This window comes from Phaeobacter sp. CC-HEC084 (assembly GCF_059429255.1).
On record NZ_JCAIJQ010000009.1, the window covers coordinates 473,987 to 498,364 of the forward strand.

Below are 24,378 nucleotides of genomic sequence, written 5' to 3' on the forward strand. Positions count from 1 at the left end.
GTTCGCTCTATATGTCCCGGTCGCACCAGCCGGAGTGACCAGATGCCTGTATTCCTTGATACCTCTGATGCCAATTTCGAGGCTTCCTTTGCCGCGCTTCTGAGCGCCAAGCGCGAGGACAGCCCGGACGTGGACGCCACTGTCGCGGAGATCATTGCCGATGTACGCAGCCGCGGCGATGCGGCCCTAATCGACCTGACAGCGAAGTTCGACCGGCTGGAGCTGAGCGCCGACAAGCTGGCAATTTCCGAGGCCGACGTGACCGCCGCGATCGCAGGCGTCCCTGCTGCGGAACGGGCGGCGCTGGAACTCGCAGCGGATCGCATCCGCGCCTATCACGAACGGCAGATGCCCGAAGATGCCCAATGGACCGACCCGGCGGGCGCCATCCTTGGCTGGCGCTGGTCGGCGGTTTCTGCTGCAGGCCTCTATGTACCGGGCGGGCTGGCCTCTTACCCCTCTTCGGTGCTGATGAATGCCATTCCGGCCAAGGTCGCCGGGGTCGAGCGTCTTGCCATCACCGTGCCCACGCCCGACGGGGTGCTGAACCCGCTGGTGCTGCTGGCGGCGCGGCTGGCCGGGGTGGATGAGATCTATCGCATCGGCGGCGCTCAGGCGATTGCGGCGCTTGCCTATGGCACAGAAACCATCGCGCCGGTGGATAAAATCACTGGCCCCGGCAACGCCTTTGTCGCCGCCGCCAAGCGCCGCGTCTTCGGCAAGGTGGGCATCGACATGATCGCCGGGCCGTCGGAAATCCTGGTGATCGCCGACAAGGACAACAACCCCGACTGGATCGCGCTGGATCTGATGAGCCAGGCGGAACACGACGAAAGCGCCCAGTCGATCCTGATCACCGACGATGCCTCCTTTGGCCGCGCGGTGGCCGAAGCCGTGGACAAGCGCCTTGAAACACTGGAGCGCCGTGCCATCGCCGGAGCCAGCTGGCGCGATTTCGGCGCGGTGATCACCGTGCGCGATCTCGATGAGGCCGCAAACCTGTCGAACCGCATCGCGCCCGAGCACCTGGAACTCTGCACCGGCGATCCCGAAGAACTGAGCCAGAAAACCATCCACGCCGGGGCGATCTTCCTGGGCCAATACACGCCCGAGGCCATCGGCGATTACGTCGGCGGCCCCAACCACGTGCTGCCCACGGCGCGCTCGGCGCGGTTCTCTTCGGGCCTGTCGGTGATGGATTTCCTCAAACGCACCACCCTGGCCCGGATGACGCCCGAAGCGTTGCGCGCCATCGGCCCGGCGGCAGAAACCTTGGCGCAAAGCGAAAGCCTGGAGGCGCACGGCCTGTCCGTCACCCAGCGTCTGAACGCGCTGAACGACTGATCACGGCCGGACGCGGCGCAAGGCAACCCTCAAAAGATTGCCGCGCCGCGCGCCATCGGCTAGTGAGGATGCGATTCCCGGTTAAGAGATCGCACGCCATGAGCCGCATCAGTCATATCGAGCTGGACGACAGCAACCTGCCGCCCCCGACCCCCGAGATCGAGCAGGAGCGCAAGGTGGCGCTGTTTGACCTGATCGAGGAGAACTCCTTTACCCTGCCTGCCCGTGATGGGCGCGCTGTCCCCCCCGGCCCCTATCATCTGGGGCTGGCGATCCGGGATAAACGGCTGGTCTTTGATATCACCACCGAAGACGGGCAGAAGGCGGCGGAATTTCATCTGTCGCTGTCGCCCTTCCGTCAGGTGGTGAAGGATTACTACCAGATCTGCGAAAGCTATTTCACCGCCGTAAAGACCCTGCCCCCCAGCCAGATCGAGACCATCGACATGGCCCGGCGCGGCATCCACAACGAAGGCAGCCGCGTGCTTCAGGAACGTCTGGAGGGCAAGGCCGAGGTGGATACCGACACCGCCCGCCGCCTGTTCACCCTGATCTGCGTCCTGCATTTCGGAGGCTGACGGGTGGAGCAGTTACCGCAGTCCATCCTGTTCTGCTGTGACCACAATGCGGTCCGATCCCCCATGGCCGAGGGGATCATGAAGAAGTTCTATGGCGCCGGGACCTACGTGCAGTCAGTCGGCGTCAAGAACGACATGGAAATAGACGGCTTCTGCATCGCCGTCTGCCAGGAAATCGGGGTGGAACTGTCGCGCCACCGGTCGCGTTCCTTCGACGAGATGGAGCAATGGGGCGATGATCTGTCGTCCTTTGATCTGGTGGTAGCCCTGTCGCCCGCCAGCCAACGCCGCGCGCTGGAGCTGACCCGCTATTTTCACCTCGCAGTCGAATACTGGCCGATCATGGATCCGACCGGCCTTGGCGAAACCCGCGAGGCCAAGCTGGACAGCTACCGGCAGACCCGCGACCAGATCATTCAACACCTCAAAGCCCGCTGGGGCGAACCGACGGAGCTGTTATGAGCGACACCATCACGCACTATTTCGCCGCCTTCAACGCAGGCGACACCAAGGCCATGATCGACTGCCTGACGGATGACGTGGCCCATCACGTCAACGAGGGCAACATCCGCGTCGGCAAGGAGCAGTTCGCCGCATTCTGCGACCACATGAGCCGCTGCTACCGCGAAGAGTTGACCGACATGGTCATCTTCGAAACCCCTGACGGCAGCCGCGCCGCCGCCGAATATATCGTCAACGGCACGTACCTTGAAACCGACGTGGGCCTGCCCGAGGCGCGCGGCCAGAGCTACCGTCTGCCTGCAGGCTCCTTCTTTGATCTGAAGGACGGCAAGATCTCCCGCGTCACCACCTATTACAACCTCTCTGACTGGATGGCGCAGGTCTCGGCCTGATGGCGGTTAAGGTCAAAGCCCTTTCGGGCGAGGCATTGGAGGCCGCCCTGCCGGATCTGGCACGGCTGCGCATCGAAGTCTTCCGCGCCTTTCCCTATCTCTATGATGGGGACGATGCCTATGAGCAGCATTATCTGCGTAGCTACCGCGACACGCCCGATGCGGTGCTGGTGGCAGCTATATCCGAAGGACGTGTGATCGGCGCGGCAACGGGCATGCCGCTGAGCAGCCACGGCGATGCGACGCAGATCTCAAAGGGCGAATTGCCTGTCGAGGATGTGTTCTACTGCGCCGAATCCGTGCTGCTGCCAGAGTTCAGGGGACAGGGTATCGGCCATGCCTTCTTTGACCACCGCGAAGCGCACGCGCGCACCCTTGGTTTCAGGCTTTCGGCCTTTTGTAGCGTGATCCGCCCAGAGGATCACCCGCTGCGCCCCGCAGACTACCGCAGCAATGATGTGTTCTGGCGCAAACGCGGCTACCGCCCGATGCCGGGTGTGCTTGCAGAGTTCACCTGGACAGACATTGGCGACCGCGCCGAAAGCAAAAAGGCGCTGCAATTCTGGAGCCGGGAGCTGTAGGCTCACTTTGAAACGACCGGCGGGGTACCCGCCAGACAAAAGGGATCTCGCCCATGAAAATCGCCACCGCCGCCTACCCGCTCGATTGGCTCGACAGCTGGGCTCAATACGAGGACAAGCTGGCAAAATGGGTCGGCGATGCCGCCAAACAGGGTGCCGACCTTCTGGTCTTTCCCGAATATGGCGCGATGGAGCTGGCGACGCTGGATGGCGCTGACGCCGCCCTTGATCTGGAGCGGTCGCTGCATGCCGTATCGGATCGGATGGAGGATGCCGCCGCGCTGCACCTGAAACTGGCCGCCGAACACGGTGTTCATATCCTCGGCGCCTCGGCCCCGGTGAATGCCGACTTCGAGCGCCCGGTGAACCGCGCCGAATTCTACGCGCCGACCGGAGAGCGGGAGCATCAGGACAAGCAGATCATGACCATGTTCGAGCGCGATCCCTGGAATGTCACCGGGGGCGGACCGCTCAAGATTTTTGACACCGCGCTTGGCAAGATCGGCGTGCTGATCTGCTATGACAGCGAATTCCCCCTGCTGGGCCGGGCGCTGGAAGAGGCAGATATCATCCTTGTTCCCTCCTGTACCGAGGCGCTGGCGGGCTATTGGCGGGTGCGTATCGGCGCCATGTCGCGGGCGCTGGAAAACCAGTGCATCACCGCCATGGCCTCAATCGTGGGGCAGGCAGACTGGTCCGAATCGGTTGACGTGGGATGCGGCATGGGTGGCATCTTTGGTCCGCCGGATACCGGCTTCCCTGCGACCGGCGTCTTTGCCGAAGGCACCCTGGACCAGCCCGGCTGGACCCTGGCCGAAGTGGACATCGCACAGGTCGCCGAGGTCCGTCGCAATGGGGTCGTCCGCAACCGCAGCCACTGGGACGAACAGAACAGCAGGACAAAAACCTGCACAATTCGCCTCATGCCGTGATTGCGCCCTTGAAAAATTGGGAAAATAGGCTCATTTAAGCGCTCATCCCCGCAGATTGACGGGGTAACGCAATGATGGAGAGAACATGGCCAAGGAAGATACGCTCGAATTTCCCGGTGTCGTGAAGGAACTCCTGCCCAATGCGACGTTTCGGGTCGAGCTGGAAAACGGCCATGAGATCATCGCACATACGGCAGGCAAGATGCGCAAGAACCGCATCCGTGTTCTGGCTGGCGACCGGGTTCAGGTGGAAATGACCCCCTATGACCTGACCAAGGGCCGGATCAACTACCGCTTCAAATAAGCGACCGATCCGACTTGATGACCAAAGCCCGGCCCAGATGCCGGGCTTTTGTTTTTGGGGGTTTACTCCTAAAACAAGGGCCCACGGCAGCATTGGCACGGTATAGATAAAAGGGCCCCTCATGGCATTCATTCTGGGATCTGGCAGCCCGCGGCGGCTGGAACTGCTGGCACAGCTTGGCGTCACCCCGGACGCGGTCCGCCCGCCGGATATTGACGAGACCCCTCACAAGGGTGAGCTGCCGCGCGATTACTGCGCCCGCGTGACACGTGAAAAGGTGCAAGCCGTGCCAGCAGGGGCTGATGACGTTGTGCTCTGTGCCGATACCACCGTCGCGATGGGGCGGCGAATCATGGGCAAACCTGCCGATGCCGGAGAGGCCGCCGAATTCCTGCTGGCCCTGTCTGGCCGCCGCCACCGGGTCATCACCTCGGTCGCGGTGCGCCGCGGCGAGAGGGTCTGGCAAAAGGACGTGGTCAGCCAGGTCAAGATGAAGCGCCTCAGCGATGAGGAACTGAACGCCTATCTCGCCAGTGATGACTGGCAGGGCAAGGCCGGTGGCTATGCCATTCAGGGACCAGCGGGGGCCCTTATTCCCTGGATCAACGGCTCCTTTACCGGGATCGTCGGCCTGCCGCTTTGCGAAACCGCCCATCTTCTGCAGGCCGCGGGCTGGCCACTATACAAGGAGGCCGCCGCATGAAGGGCCGCACGATCGTTCTGGACCACATCGAAGGCCACGAGGCCGCCGCGCTGATGGTCGATGGCAAGCTTGAGGATTTCCTGATCGATGGCGACGCCCCAGTGCCCGGCACCGTCTACCGCGCCCGCGCCGATCGCCCGGTCAAGGGCCAAGGCGGCATGTTCCTCAGCACGCCTGATGGCGCCGCTTTCCTGCGGCAGGTCAAAGGCATGGCCCCGGGCCAGCAGCTTCTGGTGCAGGTCACCGGTTATGCCGAGCCGGGCAAGGCGATCCCCGTCACCCAGAAACTGCTGTTCAAAAGCCGCTACGCCATCGTCACCCCCGAGGCCCCGGGGCTGAACATCTCCCGCTCGATCCGGGACGAGGATGAGCGTGACCGCCTGCTGGAGGTTGCTCATCTTGCGATGGAAGGCACCGATTACGGCCTGATCCTGCGCTCTGCCTGCGCGGGCGCGGATGCCGATGAGGTGGCCGAGGATATCGCCGCCATGGCAGCCCTGGCCGATCAGGTCCTAAACGATCACGGAACCGAGGTGGAAACCCTCGCCGAAGGCGACGGCCCCCATATCCGCGCATGGCGCGACTGGGTGGAACCGGCCGAGGTCGAACGCACTCCGGGCGGCTTTGAGACCCACGGTGTGCTGGACGCGCTTGACCAGGCCCAGGGTATCCGCGAACCGCTGCCGGGCGGCGGGTTCCTTTATATCGAACCCACGCGCGCACTGGTGGCCGTCGATGTCAACACCGGCACCGATACCTCGCTCGCGGCCGGCCTCAAGGCCAACATGGCCTGCGCCAAAGACTTGCCCCGGGCGCTGCGTGTTCGGGGACTTGGCGGACAGATCGTACTGGATCTGGCGCCGATGCCGAAAAAGGACCGGCGCGCCTTTGAAACCACTCTGCGGGCCGCGCTGCGCGCCGACAGCGAAGAAACGGTTCTGGTGGGCTGGACCAACCTTGGCCATTTCGAACTGCAACGCAAACGCGGCCGTCCCACCCTGCGGGAGATTCTGCGATGACCTGCCCGATCTGTGGCGAGAAAACCGCTCGCGCCTATCGCCCCTTCTGCTCTCGGCGCTGCGCGGATCTTGATCTGGCGAAATGGCTGAATGGCGCCTATGCGGTCCCCAGCCGGGACCCCGAAGACATTGAAAAGGCGCTGGAAGAGACCGAAAGATCGCTGTCCTCCGGAGAAAAGCCCTCACAGTTCCGGCATTGAAAAATTTCTTTCAAAAAGCCTCTGGACACCGCCCGTCCCACAGCATAGAAGGCCCACACCCAAGGCGAGACGCCTTCCCGTGCCCGGGTAGCTCAGGGGTAGAGCAGTGGATTGAAAATCCTCGTGTCGGTGGTTCGATTCCGCCCCCGGGCACCATTTAAGTCACTAAAAAGAAATATCATTTAGATCTGCCTCCGATTGGGATCGCTTGGGCGAAATTTGCTTGGGTGTCGTCTGGGATCACGGCTCAGAGGCGAGTGCCTAAGCGGGCTTTTTGTTGCGCACCAATGGTTTGTGTTGCATAAATTCGAAAAGGCAGGTTCGAGCATGGAGCAACGCGTCGATACGAATAAAGCTGGTGAAGTGGTCGACCTCTTCTGTGGGGTCGGCGCAATTAGTCATGGCTTCTATCGCGCTGGGTTTGACATTCTCGCGGGTTATGACATTGACGCGCAATGTAAGTTTGCCTTCGAGAGAAACAACAAGAGTGTCTTCCACGCTCAAGATGTGGCAGCTCTTTCTGGGGAAGATGTTCGCAAGCACTTTACCGGTGATGTACCTTCAGTTCTCGTCGGATGTGCACCTTGCCAGCCGTTTTCATCATACAAGCAGCGCTATGCTGAAGACCCACAATGGGAACTGGTGCCGCGATTTGGAGAAATTGCTGCCGAGTGCGCGCCAGACTACGTATCGATGGAAAATGTGCCACGTCTACTCGAACACAGGGATGGTGCGATTTTTGAAAAATTCAAATCCCTCCTCGAGGCCGAAGGCTACGGTGTCTGGTACTCTATCGTTAACTCAGCCGACTATGGTGTGCCGCAATCGCGACGCCGTCTCGTGCTTGTCGCTGCAAAGAATGGTGGACTTGCGCCACCGGAAACTTGGACTTCCAGCGCTGTAACCGTTCGTGAAGCAATCGGTCACCTTCCCAAAATCAAAGCTGGTGAAGTGTGCACAACGGACCCCCTTCATCGCAGTAGTGCTTTAAGTGATAAAAATCTTAGAAGAATTCAGGCGTCCAAGCCGGGCGGTAGTTGGAAAGACTGGCCAAAAGAGCTTATTGCGGAGTGCCACAAGCGAAGCACGGGACGCACCTATCCGTCGGTGTATGGCAGAATGTCGTGGGATGCACCGTCACCGACTATTACCACTCAATCATATGGCTTTGGAAACGGTCGATTTGGCCATCCCGAGCAGGACAGGGCAATTTCTCTCAGAGAAGCTGCCATACTTCAGTCATTTCCTGAAGGTTACGAATTTCTACCAGCTAACCGACAAGTTTCCATGAAAGAATTGGGGCGTTGGATCGGCAACGCAGTGCCAGTGAAATTAGCCGAGTCCATCGCCAAAGGCATAAAGTCCCATAAGGAATTTTCAAATGACGGAAGATCAGAACCCGTATGTGATGAGCATCGACCTGAACGTGATCAAGCATCTCGGGATCGGGCTATATAATAGTAACCCTGTTGTAATTGCTGAGGCTGTCGCCAATTCTTGGGATGCAAATGCCAAACAAGTGAATATCAGCGTAGCCTCAGATGGTCGCTCAGTGACGATTGAGGACGATGGTCATGGTATGGATCGTTCCCAAGTGAATGCACGCTTTTTGAACATAGGGTACGAGCGAAGAAAGACTCAGGGTGAAAAGACCGAAGGAGACTTGCGTCTAGCCATGGGCAGGAAGGGTATCGGCAAGCTTTCACTCTTCGCGATTTCCGACGACATCTATGTTTACACGAAAAGAACAGACGGCCCCGTAGAAGCCTTTCGGCTAAACTCAGAAGCTATTGCAGAACAGATCACCGACCAGAACTCATCTTACTTCCCGGAGCCAATCGATCCTGATTGGCCGGACGGAAAACCACACGGAACCAAGATCGTCTTGCGGAAACTGAAGCGTGATCTCAGTGGTAGTTCGAAATATTTGAAAGAGAGGTTGGCAAGACGATTCAGTGTGATCGGGCCAGCCAATGACTTCAAGGTGTCAGTTGACGGTGTTGAGATTGGAGTAGCTGACCGCGGTTATCTAAAACACCTTGAGTACATCTGGCATATTGGCCCGCGAGGCAAAAACGCTGCCGATCAAACAAACGCCAAAAAGAAAATTGAGATTAAGTCTGACACAATAGAAGGTTGGATAGGTACTGTAGCAAAGCCAAGCCAGCTAAAAGATCAGGGTAGCCCTTCGGGGCAAAGCGCCAACGGCATCGTTGTCATGATCCGAGGTCGGGTCGCTCATGAGAATATTTTGGATAGCATTGGCGAAGCAGGCATCTATGCGCAATACGTGGTCGGCGAACTCCACGCCGATTATCTCGACCCTGAGGACGGATCGATTGAAGATGATCTCATAACCAGTTCAAGGCAGCTACTTCGAGAAGATGATCCAAGAATACGCGAACTGCGCGAACACATTCGGCTTAAGCTAAAAGAGATTGAGCGAGACTGGACGGCATTTAGGAATGAAAAAGGCGTTGAGGAAGCCAGAAATCTGCCTTCGATTGATGAGTGGTTCGAGAGCTTGGATAAGGATTCAAAAACACAAGCGACTAAACTGTTCGGTAAGATCAACAGCATTCGGTTCAACGACGAAGATGACAATGAACGTGCGGACCTATTTCGATATGGTGTGATCGCGTTTGAAAAGATGCGTGCGCGAAAGTCACTTACAGATCTGGAAAAGGTCGATGTTACCGATGTCCATGGTTTTCTCAGAGCCTTTCAGGAGGTCGATGAGGTCGAAGCGGCATTGTATCACGAAACCGTAAAAGGCCGCGTTGACGTTATCAGGAAGTACCAGCGCTTAGTCGATGAGGACGCCTTAGAAAAGGACCTGCAAAAGAAGCTGTTCGAACACCTTTGGTTGATGGAGCCTTCTTGGGATCGGGCTACTGGCGTAACCGAAATGGAAGTCGCCGTGACGACATTCCTGAAGACTGACAAAGGCCTTTGCTCCAAGGAGATAGAAGACGCGCGCATGGATATCGTGTACCGAGAATTCGGCGGCACGCATGTCGTAATCGAGATGAAAAGGCCTTCCGTAAAGGCGAATGTTTACAGACTCTTAGAGCAAGTAGATAAATATCGTTCTGGCCTAAAGGCTCATCTGTCGAACAAATACCAAAAGCCAAATCCGTTCATCCAAGTTATCATTCTGGTCAACGAAGAACCTGCGACTTGGGTTGACGCAGATAGGAAAGCGCAAGACCTACGTCAACTTGACACGGCAGACGCCCGTGTCTTGACCTACAATGGCATGCTGCAAAAGGCACTTTCCACTTACCAGCAGTTTCTTGCACACGACGCGCAGGTTGCGCGGCTAAGTGGCTTGCTGACAAAGATTCAAGACGAAATAGCTGCTCAGTCCGTGAAGTCGGCGGCGGAGTAAGCAATGGGTCCACCGCCTTTCTGGGGTAGCTGCCAAGGTTGGGTAACTCAGCCGTTGTCCAATGGGCTATTGCGAAATCACTAATTTCGCACTTTCAAGCGCCTTGCTGCCCTTCACCCATTGCCACGGAGTGCGTGGTTTCCGTGCCTTCGCCAGTTCAGGATTGGTTTTGGCATCGCTTACAGCTGCGCGTAGGCGCTCGCGTGCTTCGCGTGGGTCAATCTTGAGTTCTTCGCATAGAGCTTTCAGTGTGATGATGTCGGACATGTCGATCTCCTAGGTTTCTGATGCAGATCGATAAGACGAGGTGGGCAGCCATGTCAGGGGCAACCCCAGGCCCGGCCAAACTCTAAGATGGACGTGCCATTTGTGGGGCTCAACCAAGAACTTCTGGGCTTGGTTGTTGACAGCCAGACTTTGCCTGTAGCCTTCCAACGAAAATCGCCGGACCTCATGAACGAAGCCCGGCGACCATTGGTGCATTTACATTAAGGCAGAAAGGATCTGAATGATCCTCTCCGTAAGGCTCCAGACGCTGTCAATGTTTCCTGCGACAGCTACTGCCCAAAGCAAAATGCGTTCAGTACTTCTCCTCATGGATCCGCTCCTGAGGGCGGAGGTGACCTCCTCAACAGGATGCGGATACAGGTTAGCCGTTGGCCTTATGTCAGGCGGTTGCAGCCAACACCGTTGTTCCCGACACGCCCTGATGTTTGGTCTTCGACCAGAGCCGGAGAACCTGCTTTTTTCAATGTATGGGACCCTCGCAGTGCTTTCAAGGAACCCTAACCAAGCTCCGGCATATACAGCGATAGGCGCGCGTGGCCGCGTTGTATTGAGCCAGCAGGACGTTTGACCGGCATTCGCGACATATCCAGCCCGACGCCATACCAAGCTTGACGCTGGCCCCTGCACGCTGCGCAGACGGCCTATGCACCGGGAAATACCCTGACGACTGCCCACGCCCGATCTTATTGCGCTGTTGTGACTGCAATCAGTGAAAGGAGATAGGAATGGTCATTCGCGCAACTTGGAGCTTCAACGGACAGGAGAAAACAATCCTTGGCAATTGGCATCGCCTTTGGTGCCTGCTGTTCGGCCCGTTCTACTACCTGTTCAAGGGCATGTTTCTCTGGGCGATCTTGTCGCTGATCACGGCCAACGGCCTGTGGGTCGGCTTCCCCCTGTTCAATCGCGCCATCGTGCTGCGCCACTACCATCGCAAGGGATGGGTGCAAGAATGACGCCTTGGACACTCCAGCCGATGAGTAAACCCACCCCCACGGCACCCAAATCAGTAATTGCAGACGGTCGCCAATACGGGCCACTTGAAAAGACTCAGCAATTCGGGTCCGTCTCCCGTCCAACAGCCTGATCAATAGTCCGCTTGTCGATCTCGGGCGCATCGGACCGCGTCGGTTGAGGCCTTGGCGAAAGGTAACCACAGGGGGATGGGGGAGACGTTTTTTTTAACAGCGTTCGCCCGATGGACAGACAAGGTGTCATACATACTGCCGAGATTTTCGGCCCCCAGCCGATTAGCGCTTTTGCTGAAGGTTGATCACTTCGATCACATCATCACATCAGGGTCGCCGAAGTGATTTCGTGATCGAAGTGATCGCGCTCGTTCGGTTCACGGCAATTCGTACTTACCGCGCCTTGGCTTTTTGACTTCGCCGTTGGTCGCCATGCTCAAGAGTAGCTGGCGCACATTCTCCTGTGGCCACTTCAACGCATCGGCGATGTCTTTCGGCCCCATCGGCTTTCCGGCATTTTGCAACACGTCAATAATTGACCTACGCTCGCTCGAAATCCTTACGGAGTCAGTATCGCCCAGAATTCGCCATAGGCCATCGTCGAGTTCCACAGCGACGTCGATATTTTCCATCTCCCGACCTCGCCCATACAGGGTGACGCCATCGCTTTTCCTATCAAGGACGAGAACGTTATCGACGGCCCCGGTCAATCCTGTGGTTCCCGACACCATGTCCAAGGGGTCTTCGCCACTCATCTTGCGTAGATGGTGGATAACGATAATCGCTATGCCATGCTCGCCCGCGAGTTTCTGAAGAGGTGACAAGGCTGCATAGTCTGCCTCGTACTCATTTTTTCCTTTCACCTTTGGCCGAACGCAGACCAGAGTGTCGATGATGATCAAGCTCGGCCGATACTCCTCAATGAAGTCTTCAAGCTGTTCGAGACCACCATCGTCCAGTTTGTTCAGCTGTACCGAAAAGTGAAAGTTCTCCGGCCAAGAGGTCTGATCGCCGTAGTTTTGGATCATTCGCCTTCGCAGACGTCTTGGATTGTCTTCAAGCGCGCAATAGAGCGTAGCACCCTTCTTGCAGGCTCTATCACAAAGCGCCTCACAGCCAATGGCGACGGACATCGCCAAATCCAACGCCATCCATGACTTGCCCATCTTGGGTTTGCCAGCCAACAACGTCAGGCCTTCGGTTATCAGTCCCTCGACAACAAATTCGAGGGGTGGGAATTCCATTGCCTGCAGGTCGTTTGCCGTAAACGTTTCCAACTTGTTGGATGGTTCGGCCCGGTCCGTCTTCTTCTTGGGGAACCGCGCGACACGCGATTTCGCTGCTTGCCTACGACTCATTGAGACGCCTCCAGCTTCGAGACCACGCGCGTTACCTCAGCGTCCAGTCGGTCAAGGTGATATCCGTGTTTTTCGATGAAATACGGGCAGTGCCAAAGGATGCATCCGATCTCGTCAGGTGATGCACCCACCTCGTGAAGGCATGCGATAATCAAGTGAATGCAGGATGAGCGATCTTTCTCCTTCACACGGGTGTGTCGGATCAGCGTTCGAGCTTTCGCGTGAAGTTGTTTCCGGTACTTCTCAAAGACCTCTTTCGGATCATGTGCATCTGGGTTGACGAAGTCGCCAGCCTCCATCGCACCTACGATTTCTGGCAACGGTGGGCGGTCGGTGATCCTGTTCCAGTTGCGATGAACCAGTCGAACGAAAGGTTCATCATATTGGGGTTTGTGGTTCACCGAGCCGGGAACGCGCAGCATCTTGGTGATCGTCCAGCCATTGTCGCCACCATGCCGGTCAGCAAGGGAACGGGAGTATCCTTCGGCTTCTATGGGGCTGTGCCAGCCGTCCCATAGCCAAAGACCCTGAAACCGTCCCGGCGAGGTTTCGGTGATGAGGCTGGCCTCGGGACGAAAAGCATAGGGGTCGGCTTCATCAATATCGCACCAGCCAAGCCGTGTCGGACGAGCGTACTTCGTCTTTCTACGGTCTTTGGAGAAGGGGTTGGGACAGAAGTACAGGTTGTAGTCCCAGCGCGAGTGTTCTCGGAAAAACCGGTTCAGGCTAACAGTGATATTGTCGCCGTGGACAACATGCTCTCTCCATTTCTCGCCGTCAGGACCTGTGGTCGCGAGGAAGAAACAGCTGTCACTCGGCGCGCCTTTCCAGAGGCTTTCCAAGAAACCCACCATGCTCTGGTGGATAATGCCGTCATCGTCATAGTCTATGAATGCGTAGGGATGCCCTTTGCAAGGGCGAGCGGTATGGTTCACGCGATTTCGCATGTTCTTTCCTTTCGAAATGTACGGGGAGGACGGGGCGTTAATCGCCCCATCTCATTTTTCTGGGCTAGTCGAGTTTGGGAGGCAGGCGATCAATGTTGACCAAAAGCCATTCCAACACTTCTTTGGCGTTCCAGACACGGGGTTGGACCTGCTTTGGGAAGCGCCCACGTTTTTCCAAATCGACTAGATCTTCGTAATCGTAGTGGATGCCGAGCTTTTTCAGGCCCTCGTAGGAGAAGCCAAATACAATAGGGTTCATCATGATCAGCTCGCATCCGCATAGTGCCATGTGTCACGTTCAACGGCGCGCTCAGCGAGCCACTGTTCGATCTCATTCAGCAGCCATGCGACACTGGTGCCAGCGAGGCGCACACGGCGTGGAAACCGCCCACGGGCCTCCCAGCGCAAAAGCGTGCTGTTGCTTACAGTGATGCCAAGGCGCTTGAGATCAGCGCGTGTGGCGAGGGCCTTTTGCCCGTTCGAAATATCCATTGTCTTTTTCCTTCTGCATTGTTGCGTTTGCGAAGGAGCGCTCCGACAAGACAGAAGATGGATCAGGTTGGATCACATTGCGAGCGAAGGTCCTGAAGCCCTCAACTCGAATTGCACTGGGATTTTCAAACGGCTTACATGTTTGCCTGCATTGGCCCATCTAACTGCTCGTGCTGCCCTGTGGTTTCAAGAAAAACGCGACGCACAAAATCCGGGATCGCACCAGTAGCTATCTTGATTTCCTTGTCCCAGTTCCCTCGTGAAAGTCTAAGGTTTGGGTAGCATTCACGGAGTTCAGACAAGCAGACGTGGACAATGTAATATCTGATCTCGTGTGTATGCGTAATTTTGCCCGCCTTTTCGCCAGTGATTTCATCCGCAAATTCAGCCTGCAAACGTGTGGCCCTGCTTTTCAGTTCAGCTAGGCTGGCGAGAAGTGTTTCGTCGGCAACAGGCACGACTTCGCCATATCGTTCCCAATGTGCGAAATGTGGAGCGTTTTCGTCGGTTAGAGCGGCTTCCAGTGTCACAATAGGGTTGATAATTTTTCGTTGGAGCCACGTGCTGCGCTGCGTCAGGGACATATCGAAAGGAGCAAATCGAAACCCATTGGGCGAAGCCTCTACACCTCGCCGAACTTTCAAACATTCTGCGCGTAACCTATTCCAGAAGTGGGAAAAGGCTTCGTCATCGGAAACGCCTAAGATGCTTAGGATTTCTTGTCTGCACTCGTCGCCGAAGGGTTCTGCACAATCTTCGTCAGTTCGTTTACCCATTGTTCCAGCGCCTCACGCTTCTCATTGAAATACGTGTAGCGATTGTAGGTTGCGCCGACGCCTGAAACGACCCCCGATTTGTGATTTGTCACTGCGTCGATCACGTGAGGTGCCACACCGATCTTCGCCATGCCTGTGGACGCGGTGCGCCTGAAATCGTGAAAACGCCAGTCCGGTGTTCCATCAGGCATGGCCACGTCGACGCGTTCTTTAAGTCGTCCGAAGCCAGATATTGCAGAACGCCCCGTCGTGGTGAACACAAAATCACTGTCGAGAAACCTGTGAAGGGATTGCAATATGTCCACGGCCTGTGGAGGTAGGGGAACGATATGTAAACGGCCGTTTTTCACACGGCTCGCCGGGAGTTCCCAAATTCCCTCATCAAGATTGAGTTCAGACCAGCGCATGTCAGACACTTCTGCCCGTCGTTGCCCCGTCATCATCAGCAGCTTGAGGAAGGGACCGAACGGGTAGCCCTCGACGTCGCTCTGTTGCCAGATCTTTTGAATTTCATCATCGTTGAGTACTCGGTCACGAGCAATTTCGCGCGTAGGCGGCCTGAGGAGAGCCACAGGCGATGTTTCGATATCGCCACGCATAACACACCAGTTCATGAGCTTTTTGATCGCTGAGAGTGCCCGATTTGCGCGCGTTGGTGTGCCGTTGGCGATGATGCCGTCCAGTACCTTGCTGACGTCCTGCCGCTTGATCTGATCAATGGGCCGATCCTTTAACCCGTCGAACTTGTGCAGAACGCTTTCGGTGCGCTTCCAGTCCTTGGTGTTTGGCTTGGCGTGAAGCTCGATGAACTTGGGGATCATCTCGCCTAGCGTCAGAGACGATGGCTCAGAAGTCTCGGGTGCCTTGTCGAACTCGCCTAACTCAACATCACGGGCGATTTCCATCGCACGGCGTCTAGCATCGGCAAGGGAGACCACAGGGTAAGGCCCGATTTTGATACGCCTGCGCGCGCCGTTCGGGCGGACCAACGTGTAGAACACCTTGGCACCTGTGGTCGACACACGCACGTGCAGGCCGTTTACTTTCTGGTCTCGCACCTCGTACCGTTTAGAGGTCGCAGGGGGCATCGCGTCGAGAGATTTGGTCGTCAGCATCTGTTTCATGCAGACATCGTAAGACACCCAGAATCCGCGTGTCAGGGTATGGTTTGGGACGGAATGGAGATAGTTTGGAAGCAATGAATACAAATGCAATTTTGGCCATGGTGCCAATGCAAAAAGATGCCCAGCTTCAGATCCCGTCTAACGGCAAATCAAGAACTTGTGCAACGACTTCGTCAACCTTCTTGCCGCCTTGGGCAATGTCGAGTTCATCGACGCAAAGCTTGTCTAGCCTTACAAAATCATACAAAAACTGACCTTGTGGCGTTATGCGTCTATATGAAGTGAATTGTTGAGCGCCAAATTGAACCGAAATCCTGATTAAATGGTCTTCATATGAATGAATGTTCGGATGAGGAATAAGGTATCGGTCAGGGTTCCGAAGGTCAGCTTCGATAGTATCAACATCTACAATATGATTGACCTTCTCGCCTTTGTATGTCATATTGCAGCGCTTGCAGGCGAGCGACAAATTAAAAATGTCATATGACAAAGATTTCTTCTTGCCCTTGGGAATGATGTGTTCCCTGTCAGTTTCAATCGATGCATCCTCGAGAGAGCGGCGACAATAGCAGCATTTCTTTGAAACACGTTCAAAGTGAAAGTCTTTGATTTTGACCTTTACTGTTCCTAGGTCGGTTTTAACCGGCTCATTAAAGTCTTCATGTTTCCAAGGATTTTTAGAAGCTAGTGCAACGTTTATTGCGCTGCGCTCATCTTGATCCAAAACCTGTTCAACGAAGTATTGCGCTTCTTGCTCAGTCATTTCAGGCATTAGGCAGGAACTTCTCTAGGTTTCGCGTCACACGGTTAAGCAATTCTTGTTGCGTTCGATCATACGAGCGCCTTTTGAAATGTGCGATCTCTTCTTCCGCTTCCTGTCGAGTGACGCGGCCATCCGTCAAGTTTTGCAGGATACGTGACAATTCAATGCTGAGAAAATGGCTCACAGGAGTGATCGTTTCGAATGCTTCCCAAAGAATTTCTTCGACACTTTCAGGTCCAGTTTTTCGGTTGATTTCAACTAGACTCTCTTTATCTCCATCCACTCGAATCACCTCAACATTATCGCCGTAGCTGGACAGTGCACCGGAAACCAAAACAGGAGAGTGTGTAGCCAAATAAATCTTTGCTTCGTGATATCCCAATGCCATGTGCAGCATTTCCAGATACCGCCGTTGCCACTCGGGATGCAGGCTGTTCTCGGGTTCATCGACAAACAACGCTCCTAAGTCTGGAAGCGCTGAGCGTATGAAAAGAAAAGTCGATATGAGCGTTTGCTCGCCAGAGCTTAACTCAGCAAAAATCTGGGGAACTCGCTCACGATGGTGGAAGATAAGAGAATAGGAAGAAACAAGTTTTGCACGTTTCAATTCTTGGATGTATTTGAACAGAATTCTGTTTCTCCCACGCAGGCTACGCGTGAAGGAATCTGAGTACCTGGAAAGTTCGAAGCGACCACCTCCTTCCGAGCGTAGGACGTCCAACGCCGAGCTGATGGCTTCGACCTCAAGTGGATCGGAAGTGATTTGACTAAGATCGAAGTCCCTAGCCCTGCTCAGCTTAACCTCAAGTTCAACTACAGGGTGAAACCCTATAGCTTCAAGCAGGTCTGAAACGTCAAATGTATCTCGGCCATCAGAATCAAAGAAGTTTCTGAGGTTTTCCGAGACCACCTTGGTGATTCCGGCCGGGGATACCCGAAAAACCTTTCGATTTTTGTTGCTTCGTTCAAACCGTACAAACGGCGTATTTGCTACGGCTGCAGTGCGTTGGGGCCATAGCCCAGTGGAACGCGCTACTTTCACTAGCCTTCTGGTTTTTCCACACCCGTTTGGTCCGACAAAGAAGGATATGCGTGTCATGCTTTTATCAAAGTAATAGTTTTCCAAGAGTCTTGGATGCAGAGGTCACCCAAGTGCAGCGGAACACATTTTTTTGTTGAGTGCCAGCTTCTACATGGGCTTCTGGGTGCCAGATGGGTGCCGTGAGTAGTGAGCTTGGCTGACACGGACTGGATTGCTCTGCGATTGATTGAAGACCACAAAGCATTGAAGGGAAACACTCTTTGCGTCGGCTCGAAGCTAAATGCGAGAGTTTGAATGGACACCTAGGAAAATTGAAAATCCTCGTGTCGGTGGTTCGATTCCGCCCCCGGCACCATCTCCTTCGTTCAGGGCATTGTTTTGCATCAGTTTTTGGACTGATCAAGACGAGGCGTAGAACAAATTGGAGAACAATTCACGCAGCCGTGTCTTCGTGAAGGAAGGCATCTACTACTTCACCCGCCGTATCCCAGTAGACCTGCGACAGCACTACTCGTCGGGCAAAATTTCCTACTCCCTAAGGACCAGATCCCGTTCCATCGCTCTTTCGCGGACGAACAGGGCTGTATGTAAGCTGGACGAGTACTGGTACCATCTTCGCACACAGGATGCGGAACTCCCTGACAAAGACCTCCTCCGGCATGGTCTGACCCGGCAGGCTCATTTCTCTGGAGAGGATACTACTGTCACATCTGATGTTTTGACGCTATCGGAGGCTGTATTGACGTATCTGCGTCTCAAAGGTCAGGGACGCCCTGAGACCTTCCACCGCGCTGCCCACCGTTCTTGCCGCTACGTGATCGACGTCTGCGGAGACAAACCACTGACAGACTGCACCAAGGCAGACGCGAACAAGTTCCGTGATGACCTGATCAAGCGTGGGCTGGCTGGCAGCAGCATTACCCGGATCTTCGGCACCGTCCATGCGGTCTTCAACTTCGCCGTTGCAGAGGTAGGGCTGTCCACCGCAGCGCCGTTTGCCAACGTCTACTATGATCGCAACGCCGGGGTTTCTGGCCTTAGCTCCATCCCTGTGCAGGACATTCGCACCGTTCAAGGTAAATGCGAGAGCGCTGGAGAGAGCAAGAGATGAGCCTTGAAACACCAAACCTACCCACCAGCCCAGCGCCTTGTTCCGCCTGAAACCAGGGGTCGCCGCCCAGCGATCCGCGAAACTGCGTGCTGCAATCCGAACCACCCCTTTGGGCCAAGAGCGGTTGCTTTACCGCTGTGCAATCGCCGGTCAGGATTGTCACGATAGCACTCGGATAAAGGAACACCCGCTATGAAGATCGGCTTTGTTGGCCTCGGCAATGTAGGAGGCAAGCTCGCGGGCAGCCTGCTGCGCAACGGTTTCGATGTCACGGTGCATGACCTCAACCCCGACCTTGTGGCCGAATTCGTCGCGCGCGGTGCCAAGCCCACCAGTGGCCCCCTGGCGCTGATGCAGGACTGTGACGCTGTCATCACCTGCCTGCCCTCCCCGGCCGCCTCTGCGGCAGTTGTCAAGGAAATGCTGCCAGCCGTCGACAGCTCCAAGATCTGGATGGAAATGTCGACCACCGATGCAGGCGAGGTGAAACGCCTGGCGGCCCTGGTCGCCGAGCGCGGCGGCGCCACCATGGAATGCCCGGTCTCCGGCGGTTGTCACCGGGCTGACACCGGCAATATCTCGATCTTCGCCGGCTGCGACCGGGACACCTTTGAACGGATGTTGCCAACACTGACCACCCTGGGCCGACGGGTCCTGCACACCGGCGATATCGGCAGTGCCTCGATCCTCAAGGTGATGACCAACTACCTTGCGACGGCCAATCTGCTGACCTGCTGCGAGGCGCTGGTAACGATGAAAGCCGCCGGTATGGACATGAACACCACCTACGAGGCGATGAAGATCTCCTCCGGCACCTCCTTCGTGCATGAGACCGAAAGCCAGGTCATCCTGAACGGATCGCGCGACATTTCCTTCACAATGGATCTGGTGAAGAAGGACATCGGTCTGTTCCAGAGCATCGCGGAGGCCCATGACGTTCCACTGGAGATCAGCCCCCTGATGGTTGGAATTCTGAACGACGGGATCGCGCGGTTCGGTGAACGGGAACTCTCGCCCAACATCATCCGCAGGCTGGAAGAGGCCACCGGCCTGTCGATCACCGCGCCCGGCTTCCCCGCCGAGATGACCGACGACGAGCCGGAAGAACCGGGGTACGAAGTCATTCCCACCGGCCTTTCGGCGCCGCTGGCAAAGCTATTGGACCAGTAAGGCCGGACCTTATGAAAAACGGGGCGCGATATCCTTTCGCGTCCCGTGTCTTTGGTGTCATTGACGCGCTGCTCAGGCAGAAAAGGGCGGCCTGACCTTCACTTCCAGAAAGTCCTCAAGTCCAAACCGCCCGCCCTCGCGGCCATTGCCCGATTGTTTGAACCCGCCAAACGGCGAACCGTAATCCGTGGCCCGCCCGTTGATGTGAATACCGCCTGCACGCAGGGCCCGCGCCATCCGCAGGGCCCGCGCCTCGTCCCCGGTGGAAATATAGGCGTCCAGCCCATAATCGGTATCATTGGCCAGCGCGACGGCCTCTGCTTCGGTGTCAAAGGGCGTCATCACCAGAACCGGACCAAAGATCTCCTCGCGCCAGAGTGTCATCTCCGGGGTGACATCGAAAAAGATCGTTGGCCGGGCGAACCAGCCCTGCGCCAGTTCCGCAGGCAGATCTTCGGGGCGTCCCAGCCCGCCAATCAGCAAGGGTGTGCCTTCGTCCATGCCGATCTGGATCATCCGTTGCACGCGGTCATATTGCAGTTGATCAAACAGCGGGCCGATGTGATCGCCTTCTTGATGCGGATCGCCGACTGCCTGGGCCGCGGCGGCGCTGCGGGCGATGTCGAGGGCGCGATCATAGACGCTGCGCTCAACCAGCATCCGGGTGGGTGCGTTACAGGACTGACCGGTGTTGTCGAAACACTCCCGCACACCTTCGGTCACGCGCGCCTCCAGATCGGCATCGGCGAAGATCACATTGGGAGATTTGCCGCCCAGTTCCAGTGCCACTCGCTTGACCGTCTCCGCCGCATCGCGCGAAACCGCACTGCCTGCGCGGGTGGAGCCGGTAAAGGACATCATCGCCACGTCCTTGTGCCGGGACAGGGCAGCGCCAACCGACGGGCCGTCACCGAACACGAGGTTGAATACCCCAGGCGGGAAGCCCGCCTCGTGGATCATCTCAGCAAAGAGTTGCGCTGATAGAGGCGTATGCTCCGAAGGTTTCAAAACGCAGGTACAGCCTGCCGCCAGCGCCGGGATGACCTTCAACGCGATCTGGTTGATCGGCCAGTTCCACGGCGTGATCAATCCACAAACGCCAATCGGTTCGTGGCTGACGATATCACCGTTGGTCAGGGCTTCTTCTTCCTGATGCGCCTCAAGCGTGGCGATGAACGCCTCAAGATGGCCAAGCCCCGAAGCGGCCTGCACCTCGCGCGACATGGTGATCGGCGCACCCATTTCAGTAGTGATCGCCTGTGCAAGGTCTTCCATGCGGCCCTGCATCACCTCTGCCAGCCGGTGCAAAAGGGCCAGCCGCGTATCCTTCGTCGTCATGGAATAACTGACAAAGGCGGCCTGCGCCGCCGCTACCGCGCGATCCACGTCCTGCGCGTTGCCAAGGGTCACCTGCCCCACCTGCGCGCCCGTCGACGGGGTCAGGATGGCCATGGTCTGGCTGCTGTCAGGCGCCTGCCAGTCGCCGCCGATATAGAATTCGTTCAGAACAATCATGGTCTCTCTGCCTTTCAGGGTGTCACATGTGCGGTGTCGAGTGTCAGGTGAAGTTCGCGCCCCTCGTAGGGCAACGCGGCGATTGCGGCATCGTCAAGCTCCAGCCCCAGTCCGGGCGCCTGCGAAGGGAGGACATAGCCATCCTCCCATTCGATACCGCCCTTTACACAGGACATGTAGGGGCCATCGAAACGGCCAATGCTTTCCAGGATCAGGAAATTGGGCGAAGCCGCCGCGATCTGAATATTGGCCGCCGCCACGATCGGTCCGCAATAAAGATGGGGTGCGATCTGCGCCTGTTTGACCTCAGCCATGGCGGCGATTTTCTTGGCTTCAAGCAGCCCCCCGACACGACCAAGGTTCATCTGCAGGATCGAGGCCGCACCTGTCTCAAGTACCCGGGCGAACTCATACTTGGTGCAAAGACGCTCCCCCGCGGCGACGGGGATGGAGGTAAACCGGGCGACCTCGGCCATGGCCTCCAGGCTTTCGGGGGGCACCGGTTCCTCGAACCACAAGGGATCAAAGGGTTCCAGCGCCCGCGCCATCCGCCGCGCGCCCGAAACGGTGAATTGCCCATGCGTCCCAAAGAGAAGATCGACACGGTCCCCCACCGCCGCGCGGATTTCGCGGCAAAAGGCGACCGAGCGGCTGATGTCCTCAAGCCGAGGCTGGTGGCCGTCAAAGATGGTGTAAGGTCCGGCCGGATCGAATTTCAACGCCGTGAAACCCTGATCTGCCATCTGCACCGCGATCTCGGCCGCGATGCCCGGATCATTGTAGGCATTGGGCTGATCCGGGTCCGGATAGACGTCGCCGCCGGTGGGGTAGATGTAGGAATAGCTGCGCAGGCGGTCATGCACGCGCCCGCCCAGAAGGTCCGCAACCGGCTTATCCGCGGCCTTGCCGAGAATATCCCAGCAGGCCATTTCCAACCCCGAGAACACGCCCATGACGCTCACGTCCGGGCGCTGGGTGAAGCCCGCGCCATAGGCCTTGCGGAACAACAGCTCGACCTGCTGTGGATCAGCGCCTTCGAACTGGCGCTCGAACATGTCACGCGCCATGGCGCAGCATACTTCCGGACCAAAGGTGGCGTTGTAGATTTCACCGACACCGGTGATGCCGCAGGCCGTCGTCACCCGGACGAAAATGAAATAGCGCCCGCCGTGGCGGGGCGGCGGGTTGCCGACGACAAAGGTTTCAAGCGTCTCAAGGCGCATATGCTGCTCCGTTTTGATTGGGGGCGATCAACTGCTGCCTTGCAGGATCAGATCTGCTGCGCGCGCGGCGAGCATCATTGTGGGCGCGTTGGTGTTGCCCGAGGTGATGTTGGGGAAGGCCGAGGCATCGACCACCCGCAGCCCGGCCAGGCCATGCACGCGCAGCCGCCCGTCAACGACAGAGTCCTGTGGTCCCTCCCCCATGCGACAGGTGCAGGTCGGGTGGTAGACCGTTGAGGCCCGCGCCCGAAAGGCCTCCAGCAGAGCCTCATCCTCCATATCGGCAAAGCCCTTGGTCTTGCAGCCGGATGTCACCGCCTTGAGCGCAGGCGTTTCTGCCAATCTCTGCAACACCCGGCTGGCACGTACAGCCATCCCGCGATCCTCGGGCGTGGCCAGTGAATTCGCCTCGATCAGCGGCCTTTCGCGCGGATCGGCAGAGCGGATCCGGATACGGCCGCGACTGGTCGGGCGACAGGGTTGCGCCGAGAGCAAGTAGCCTTGCTGCCGGTCCATCACCACCTTGCCTTTCGGGGTGATCTCGTAGGACGCCGGATTGCAGAACAGTTGCAGGTTCGGGGCCTGGGCATCCGCACCAGAGCGCACAAAGCCTCCGATCTGGTTCACCGGTACAGACAACGGGCCACGCCGCGTCAGGGCATATGCCGCCCCTGCCCGTAGTCGCCCGGACAGGGTGCCGAGAACCGCGTTGAGCGTCTGTTCCCGCGCATGAAACTGCCACGAAATAGCAAGATGATCCTGAAGCCCTTCTCCGACCTGCGGCAGGTTGTGGCGTACCTTAATCCCATGCTCCCGCAGCAGATCGGCCGGGCCGATGCCCGACAGCTGCAACAGCTGGGGGGAATTGATGGCGCCTGCACTGAGGATCACTTCCCCAGCGCGGGCAGTGCATCGCTGGCCACCGCGTGTATAATGCAGACCAACGACGCGGGCGCCTTCCAGGTCAAGCCCTTGCACCTCGGCGCGGGTCAGCAGCGTCAGGTTCGGCCGACGCAGGGCTGGCCTTAGAAAGGCATCGGCGGAGGACCAGCGCATCCCGCCGCGAACGGTACTGCGGTAATGGCTAAGCCCTTCTGCGCCCTCTGCGTTCATGTCTTTTGCCGTGCCAAGACCAGCTTCTTGCGCCGCCTGCAGGAAACGACCCGAGAATGGATGCATCTGATCGGACAGATCCTGTACCCAGACGGGACCATCGCCCGTGCCATCCGAGTGGGTCTCCAGCGCTTGATAGGTGTCGCGGACCTTCGTCCAGTTCCAGCCCTCGGCCCCCGCGCGCGCCCAGTCGTCAAAGTCATGCGGCAGCCCCCGGACATAGGCCATCGCATTAATCGAACTCGACCCGCCGACCACCCGTCCCCGCGGCCAGTAGATGGACCGCCCGTTCAATGCCACATCCGGCGCCGCGTGATCGCCCCAGTTCAATGCCGCCATTGCAAATGTAACGGCATAGCCGACCGGCAGCTTGATCCAGAACTTCCGGTCGCTGCCGCCGGCCTCCAGCAGCAACACGCGATGGCGACCGGACCGGGTCAGACGTTCGGCCAGAACGCATCCGGCCGAGCCTGCACCGACGATGATAAAGTCGTAATCCTGCTCTAATGGGGCTTCGGTCATTGGCGTAGGTCCGGCTGCTGGAAACGTGTCTCCAGATGCGCGCGGGCGCCCCCGAACTGC

27 protein-coding genes, 1 tRNA gene and 1 pseudogene are annotated in these 24,378 nt (G+C 57.4%); 17 read left to right on the forward strand and 12 right to left on the reverse strand.

Going from position 1 to position 24,378, the window contains the following annotated elements:
- Positions 1–42 precede the first annotated feature (42 nt).
- The 13 genes from hisD (at position 43) to AC5SSZ_RS19535 (ending at position 9,906) form a co-directional block, all read left to right on the forward strand.
- Entirely contained in the window at positions 43–1,344 is a 1,302-nt protein-coding gene (hisD, locus tag AC5SSZ_RS19475; protein ID WP_495439546.1) for a histidinol dehydrogenase, read from the forward strand.
- 98 nt (positions 1,345–1,442) lie between these two features.
- On the forward strand, positions 1,443–1,922 hold the full coding sequence (locus tag AC5SSZ_RS19480) for a UPF0262 family protein (RefSeq protein ID WP_065272408.1): 480 nt from the start codon (positions 1,443–1,445) through the stop codon (positions 1,920–1,922).
- 3 nt (positions 1,923–1,925) lie between these two features.
- A complete protein-coding gene (locus AC5SSZ_RS19485) occupies positions 1,926–2,384 on the forward strand; it encodes an arsenate-mycothiol transferase ArsC (protein ID WP_495439549.1) in 459 nt (152 codons plus the stop codon).
- A complete protein-coding gene (locus AC5SSZ_RS19490) occupies positions 2,381–2,776 on the forward strand; it encodes a ketosteroid isomerase-related protein (protein WP_495439551.1) in 396 nt (131 codons plus the stop codon). The genes AC5SSZ_RS19485 and AC5SSZ_RS19490 overlap by 4 nt, the downstream gene beginning before the upstream one ends.
- Positions 2,776–3,357, forward strand: coding sequence for a GNAT family N-acetyltransferase (locus AC5SSZ_RS19495; protein ID WP_495439553.1), 582 nt, complete (start codon positions 2,776–2,778; stop codon positions 3,355–3,357). Before AC5SSZ_RS19490 ends, AC5SSZ_RS19495 begins: the two co-directional genes overlap by 1 nt.
- A gap of 53 nt (positions 3,358–3,410) precedes the next feature.
- Positions 3,411–4,289: a carbon-nitrogen hydrolase family protein gene (locus AC5SSZ_RS19500; protein ID WP_495439555.1), complete on the forward strand. Its 879-nt coding sequence runs from the start codon at positions 3,411–3,413 to the stop codon at positions 4,287–4,289.
- An 85-nt stretch (positions 4,290–4,374) separates the two neighbouring features.
- Complete coding sequence (infA, locus tag AC5SSZ_RS19505; RefSeq protein ID WP_005620785.1) at positions 4,375–4,593, forward strand: translation initiation factor IF-1; 219 nt, start codon at positions 4,375–4,377, stop codon at positions 4,591–4,593.
- 121 nt (positions 4,594–4,714) lie between these two features.
- Positions 4,715–5,296 (forward strand): Maf family protein, encoded by a 582-nt coding sequence (locus AC5SSZ_RS19510; protein ID WP_274827512.1) that lies wholly within the window; start codon positions 4,715–4,717, stop codon positions 5,294–5,296.
- Complete coding sequence (locus AC5SSZ_RS19515; RefSeq protein ID WP_368947351.1) at positions 5,293–6,315, forward strand: ribonuclease E/G; 1,023 nt, start codon at positions 5,293–5,295, stop codon at positions 6,313–6,315. Before AC5SSZ_RS19510 ends, AC5SSZ_RS19515 begins: the two co-directional genes overlap by 4 nt.
- Positions 6,312–6,515: a DNA gyrase inhibitor YacG gene (locus tag AC5SSZ_RS19520; RefSeq protein WP_495439561.1), complete on the forward strand. Its 204-nt coding sequence runs from the start codon at positions 6,312–6,314 to the stop codon at positions 6,513–6,515. The genes AC5SSZ_RS19515 and AC5SSZ_RS19520 overlap by 4 nt, the downstream gene beginning before the upstream one ends.
- An 81-nt stretch (positions 6,516–6,596) precedes the next feature.
- A tRNA-Phe gene (locus AC5SSZ_RS19525) sits at positions 6,597–6,671 on the forward strand.
- A 171-nt stretch (positions 6,672–6,842) separates the two neighbouring features.
- Positions 6,843–7,973 carry a DNA cytosine methyltransferase gene (locus AC5SSZ_RS19530; RefSeq protein ID WP_495439563.1) on the forward strand — a complete coding sequence of 377 codons (1,131 nt, stop codon included), beginning with the start codon at positions 6,843–6,845 and terminating at the stop codon, positions 7,971–7,973.
- Positions 7,897–9,906, forward strand: coding sequence for a BbrUII/HgiDII family restriction enzyme (locus tag AC5SSZ_RS19535; RefSeq protein WP_495439565.1), 2,010 nt, complete (start codon positions 7,897–7,899; stop codon positions 9,904–9,906). The genes AC5SSZ_RS19530 and AC5SSZ_RS19535 overlap by 77 nt, the downstream gene beginning before the upstream one ends.
- A gap of 66 nt (positions 9,907–9,972) precedes the next feature.
- On the opposite strand, the gene AC5SSZ_RS19540 is transcribed toward AC5SSZ_RS19535, so the two are convergent.
- Positions 9,973–10,173 carry a hypothetical protein gene (locus AC5SSZ_RS19540; RefSeq protein WP_495439567.1) on the reverse strand — a complete coding sequence of 67 codons (201 nt, stop codon included), beginning with the start codon at positions 10,171–10,173 and terminating at the stop codon, positions 9,973–9,975.
- Positions 10,174–10,919: 746 nt separating this feature from the next.
- Here AC5SSZ_RS19540 and AC5SSZ_RS19545 point away from each other — a divergent pair.
- On the forward strand, positions 10,920–11,150 hold the full coding sequence (locus AC5SSZ_RS19545) for a hypothetical protein (protein ID WP_495439569.1): 231 nt from the start codon (positions 10,920–10,922) through the stop codon (positions 11,148–11,150).
- A gap of 389 nt (positions 11,151–11,539) precedes the next feature.
- On the opposite strand, the gene AC5SSZ_RS19550 is transcribed toward AC5SSZ_RS19545, so the two are convergent.
- The 8 genes from AC5SSZ_RS19550 to AC5SSZ_RS19585 form a co-directional block, all read right to left on the reverse strand.
- A complete protein-coding gene (locus AC5SSZ_RS19550; protein WP_495439571.1) occupies positions 11,540–12,520 on the reverse strand; it encodes an AAA family ATPase in 981 nt (326 codons plus the stop codon).
- Positions 12,517–13,467, reverse strand: coding sequence for a DNA-primase RepB domain-containing protein (locus tag AC5SSZ_RS19555; RefSeq protein WP_495439574.1), 951 nt, complete (start codon positions 13,465–13,467; stop codon positions 12,517–12,519). Before AC5SSZ_RS19555 ends, AC5SSZ_RS19550 begins: the two co-directional genes overlap by 4 nt.
- A gap of 64 nt (positions 13,468–13,531) precedes the next feature.
- Positions 13,532–13,729: a hypothetical protein gene (locus tag AC5SSZ_RS19560; RefSeq protein ID WP_495439576.1), complete on the reverse strand. Its 198-nt coding sequence runs from the start codon at positions 13,727–13,729 to the stop codon at positions 13,532–13,534.
- 2 nt (positions 13,730–13,731) lie between these two features.
- Positions 13,732–13,959 carry a helix-turn-helix transcriptional regulator gene (locus tag AC5SSZ_RS19565; RefSeq protein ID WP_495439578.1) on the reverse strand — a complete coding sequence of 76 codons (228 nt, stop codon included), beginning with the start codon at positions 13,957–13,959 and terminating at the stop codon, positions 13,732–13,734.
- Between the two features lie 134 nt (positions 13,960–14,093).
- Positions 14,094–14,735 carry a hypothetical protein gene (locus tag AC5SSZ_RS19570; RefSeq protein ID WP_495439580.1) on the reverse strand — a complete coding sequence of 214 codons (642 nt, stop codon included), beginning with the start codon at positions 14,733–14,735 and terminating at the stop codon, positions 14,094–14,096.
- Positions 14,669–15,859, reverse strand: a complete 1,191-nt coding sequence (locus AC5SSZ_RS19575; RefSeq protein ID WP_495439582.1) for a tyrosine-type recombinase/integrase — start codon at positions 15,857–15,859, stop codon at positions 14,669–14,671. The genes AC5SSZ_RS19570 and AC5SSZ_RS19575 overlap by 67 nt, the downstream gene beginning before the upstream one ends.
- Positions 15,860–15,986: 127 nt before the next feature.
- Positions 15,987–16,631, reverse strand: a complete 645-nt coding sequence (locus tag AC5SSZ_RS19580) for an HNH endonuclease (RefSeq protein ID WP_495439584.1) — start codon at positions 16,629–16,631, stop codon at positions 15,987–15,989.
- Positions 16,624–17,721 (reverse strand): ATP-binding protein, encoded by a 1,098-nt coding sequence (locus AC5SSZ_RS19585; RefSeq protein WP_495439586.1) that lies wholly within the window; start codon positions 17,719–17,721, stop codon positions 16,624–16,626. The genes AC5SSZ_RS19580 and AC5SSZ_RS19585 overlap by 8 nt, the downstream gene beginning before the upstream one ends.
- Positions 17,722–18,115: 394 nt before the next feature.
- Here AC5SSZ_RS19585 and AC5SSZ_RS19590 point away from each other — a divergent pair.
- The 3 genes and pseudogenes from AC5SSZ_RS19590 to AC5SSZ_RS19600 form a co-directional block, all read left to right on the forward strand.
- A pseudogene (locus tag AC5SSZ_RS19590) lies at positions 18,116–18,274 on the forward strand (DUF6538 domain-containing protein); the annotation flags it as partial.
- A 129-nt stretch (positions 18,275–18,403) separates the two neighbouring features.
- Positions 18,404–18,775: a site-specific integrase gene (locus tag AC5SSZ_RS19595; protein WP_368947871.1), complete on the forward strand. Its 372-nt coding sequence runs from the start codon at positions 18,404–18,406 to the stop codon at positions 18,773–18,775.
- A 192-nt stretch (positions 18,776–18,967) separates the two neighbouring features.
- On the forward strand, positions 18,968–19,945 hold the full coding sequence (locus tag AC5SSZ_RS19600; RefSeq protein ID WP_495439588.1) for an NAD(P)-dependent oxidoreductase: 978 nt from the start codon (positions 18,968–18,970) through the stop codon (positions 19,943–19,945).
- Positions 19,946–20,017: 72 nt separating this feature from the next.
- Here AC5SSZ_RS19600 and AC5SSZ_RS19605 read toward each other — a convergent pair whose 3' ends face one another.
- From AC5SSZ_RS19605 to AC5SSZ_RS19615, 3 genes are read right to left on the reverse strand one after another with little or no spacing between them, the layout of a single operon-like run.
- The gene (locus tag AC5SSZ_RS19605) at positions 20,018–21,460 is read right to left on the reverse strand and encodes an aldehyde dehydrogenase family protein (protein WP_495439590.1); all 1,443 of its coding nucleotides are present in this window, start codon (positions 21,458–21,460) and stop codon (positions 20,018–20,020) included.
- A 14-nt stretch (positions 21,461–21,474) separates the two neighbouring features.
- On the reverse strand, positions 21,475–22,683 hold the full coding sequence (locus tag AC5SSZ_RS19610; RefSeq protein ID WP_495439592.1) for a mandelate racemase/muconate lactonizing enzyme family protein: 1,209 nt from the start codon (positions 22,681–22,683) through the stop codon (positions 21,475–21,477).
- A gap of 27 nt (positions 22,684–22,710) precedes the next feature.
- Positions 22,711–24,318, reverse strand: coding sequence for a GMC family oxidoreductase (locus AC5SSZ_RS19615; protein ID WP_495439594.1), 1,608 nt, complete (start codon positions 24,316–24,318; stop codon positions 22,711–22,713).
- Between the last annotated feature and the right edge of the window lie 60 nt (positions 24,319–24,378).

Excerpts from the sequence above, each read along its gene's own strand:
- hisD (WP_495439546.1), top strand. The coding sequence starts at position 43 with ATGCCTGTATTCCTTGATACCTCTGATGCCAATTTCGAGGCTTCCTTT.
- AC5SSZ_RS19480 (WP_065272408.1), top strand. The coding sequence starts at position 1,443 with ATGAGCCGCATCAGTCATATCGAGCTGGACGACAGCAACCTGCCGCCC.
- AC5SSZ_RS19490 (WP_495439551.1), top strand. The coding sequence starts at position 2,381 with ATGAGCGACACCATCACGCACTATTTCGCCGCCTTCAACGCAGGCGAC.
- AC5SSZ_RS19495 (WP_495439553.1), top strand. The coding sequence starts at position 2,776 with ATGGCGGTTAAGGTCAAAGCCCTTTCGGGCGAGGCATTGGAGGCCGCC.
- AC5SSZ_RS19500 (WP_495439555.1), top strand. The coding sequence starts at position 3,411 with ATGAAAATCGCCACCGCCGCCTACCCGCTCGATTGGCTCGACAGCTGG.
- infA (WP_005620785.1), top strand. The coding sequence starts at position 4,375 with ATGGCCAAGGAAGATACGCTCGAATTTCCCGGTGTCGTGAAGGAACTC.
- AC5SSZ_RS19510 (WP_274827512.1), top strand. The coding sequence starts at position 4,715 with ATGGCATTCATTCTGGGATCTGGCAGCCCGCGGCGGCTGGAACTGCTG.
- AC5SSZ_RS19515 (WP_368947351.1), top strand. The coding sequence starts at position 5,293 with ATGAAGGGCCGCACGATCGTTCTGGACCACATCGAAGGCCACGAGGCC.
- AC5SSZ_RS19520 (WP_495439561.1), top strand. The coding sequence starts at position 6,312 with ATGACCTGCCCGATCTGTGGCGAGAAAACCGCTCGCGCCTATCGCCCC.
- AC5SSZ_RS19530 (WP_495439563.1), top strand. The coding sequence starts at position 6,843 with ATGGAGCAACGCGTCGATACGAATAAAGCTGGTGAAGTGGTCGACCTC.
- AC5SSZ_RS19535 (WP_495439565.1), top strand. The coding sequence starts at position 7,897 with ATGACGGAAGATCAGAACCCGTATGTGATGAGCATCGACCTGAACGTG.
- AC5SSZ_RS19540 (WP_495439567.1), bottom strand. The coding sequence starts at position 10,173 with ATGTCCGACATCATCACACTGAAAGCTCTATGCGAAGAACTCAAGATT.
- AC5SSZ_RS19545 (WP_495439569.1), top strand. The coding sequence starts at position 10,920 with ATGGTCATTCGCGCAACTTGGAGCTTCAACGGACAGGAGAAAACAATC.
- AC5SSZ_RS19550 (WP_495439571.1), bottom strand. The coding sequence starts at position 12,520 with ATGAGTCGTAGGCAAGCAGCGAAATCGCGTGTCGCGCGGTTCCCCAAG.
- AC5SSZ_RS19555 (WP_495439574.1), bottom strand. The coding sequence starts at position 13,467 with ATGCGAAATCGCGTGAACCATACCGCTCGCCCTTGCAAAGGGCATCCC.
- AC5SSZ_RS19560 (WP_495439576.1), bottom strand. The coding sequence starts at position 13,729 with ATGATGAACCCTATTGTATTTGGCTTCTCCTACGAGGGCCTGAAAAAG.
- AC5SSZ_RS19565 (WP_495439578.1), bottom strand. The coding sequence starts at position 13,959 with ATGGATATTTCGAACGGGCAAAAGGCCCTCGCCACACGCGCTGATCTC.
- AC5SSZ_RS19570 (WP_495439580.1), bottom strand. The coding sequence starts at position 14,735 with ATGGGTAAACGAACTGACGAAGATTGTGCAGAACCCTTCGGCGACGAG.
- AC5SSZ_RS19575 (WP_495439582.1), bottom strand. The coding sequence starts at position 15,859 with ATGAAACAGATGCTGACGACCAAATCTCTCGACGCGATGCCCCCTGCG.
- AC5SSZ_RS19580 (WP_495439584.1), bottom strand. The coding sequence starts at position 16,631 with ATGCCTGAAATGACTGAGCAAGAAGCGCAATACTTCGTTGAACAGGTT.
- AC5SSZ_RS19585 (WP_495439586.1), bottom strand. The coding sequence starts at position 17,721 with ATGACACGCATATCCTTCTTTGTCGGACCAAACGGGTGTGGAAAAACC.
- AC5SSZ_RS19600 (WP_495439588.1), top strand. The coding sequence starts at position 18,968 with ATGAAGATCGGCTTTGTTGGCCTCGGCAATGTAGGAGGCAAGCTCGCG.
- AC5SSZ_RS19605 (WP_495439590.1), bottom strand. The coding sequence starts at position 21,460 with ATGATTGTTCTGAACGAATTCTATATCGGCGGCGACTGGCAGGCGCCT.
- AC5SSZ_RS19610 (WP_495439592.1), bottom strand. The coding sequence starts at position 22,683 with ATGCGCCTTGAGACGCTTGAAACCTTTGTCGTCGGCAACCCGCCGCCC.
- AC5SSZ_RS19615 (WP_495439594.1), bottom strand. The coding sequence starts at position 24,318 with ATGACCGAAGCCCCATTAGAGCAGGATTACGACTTTATCATCGTCGGT.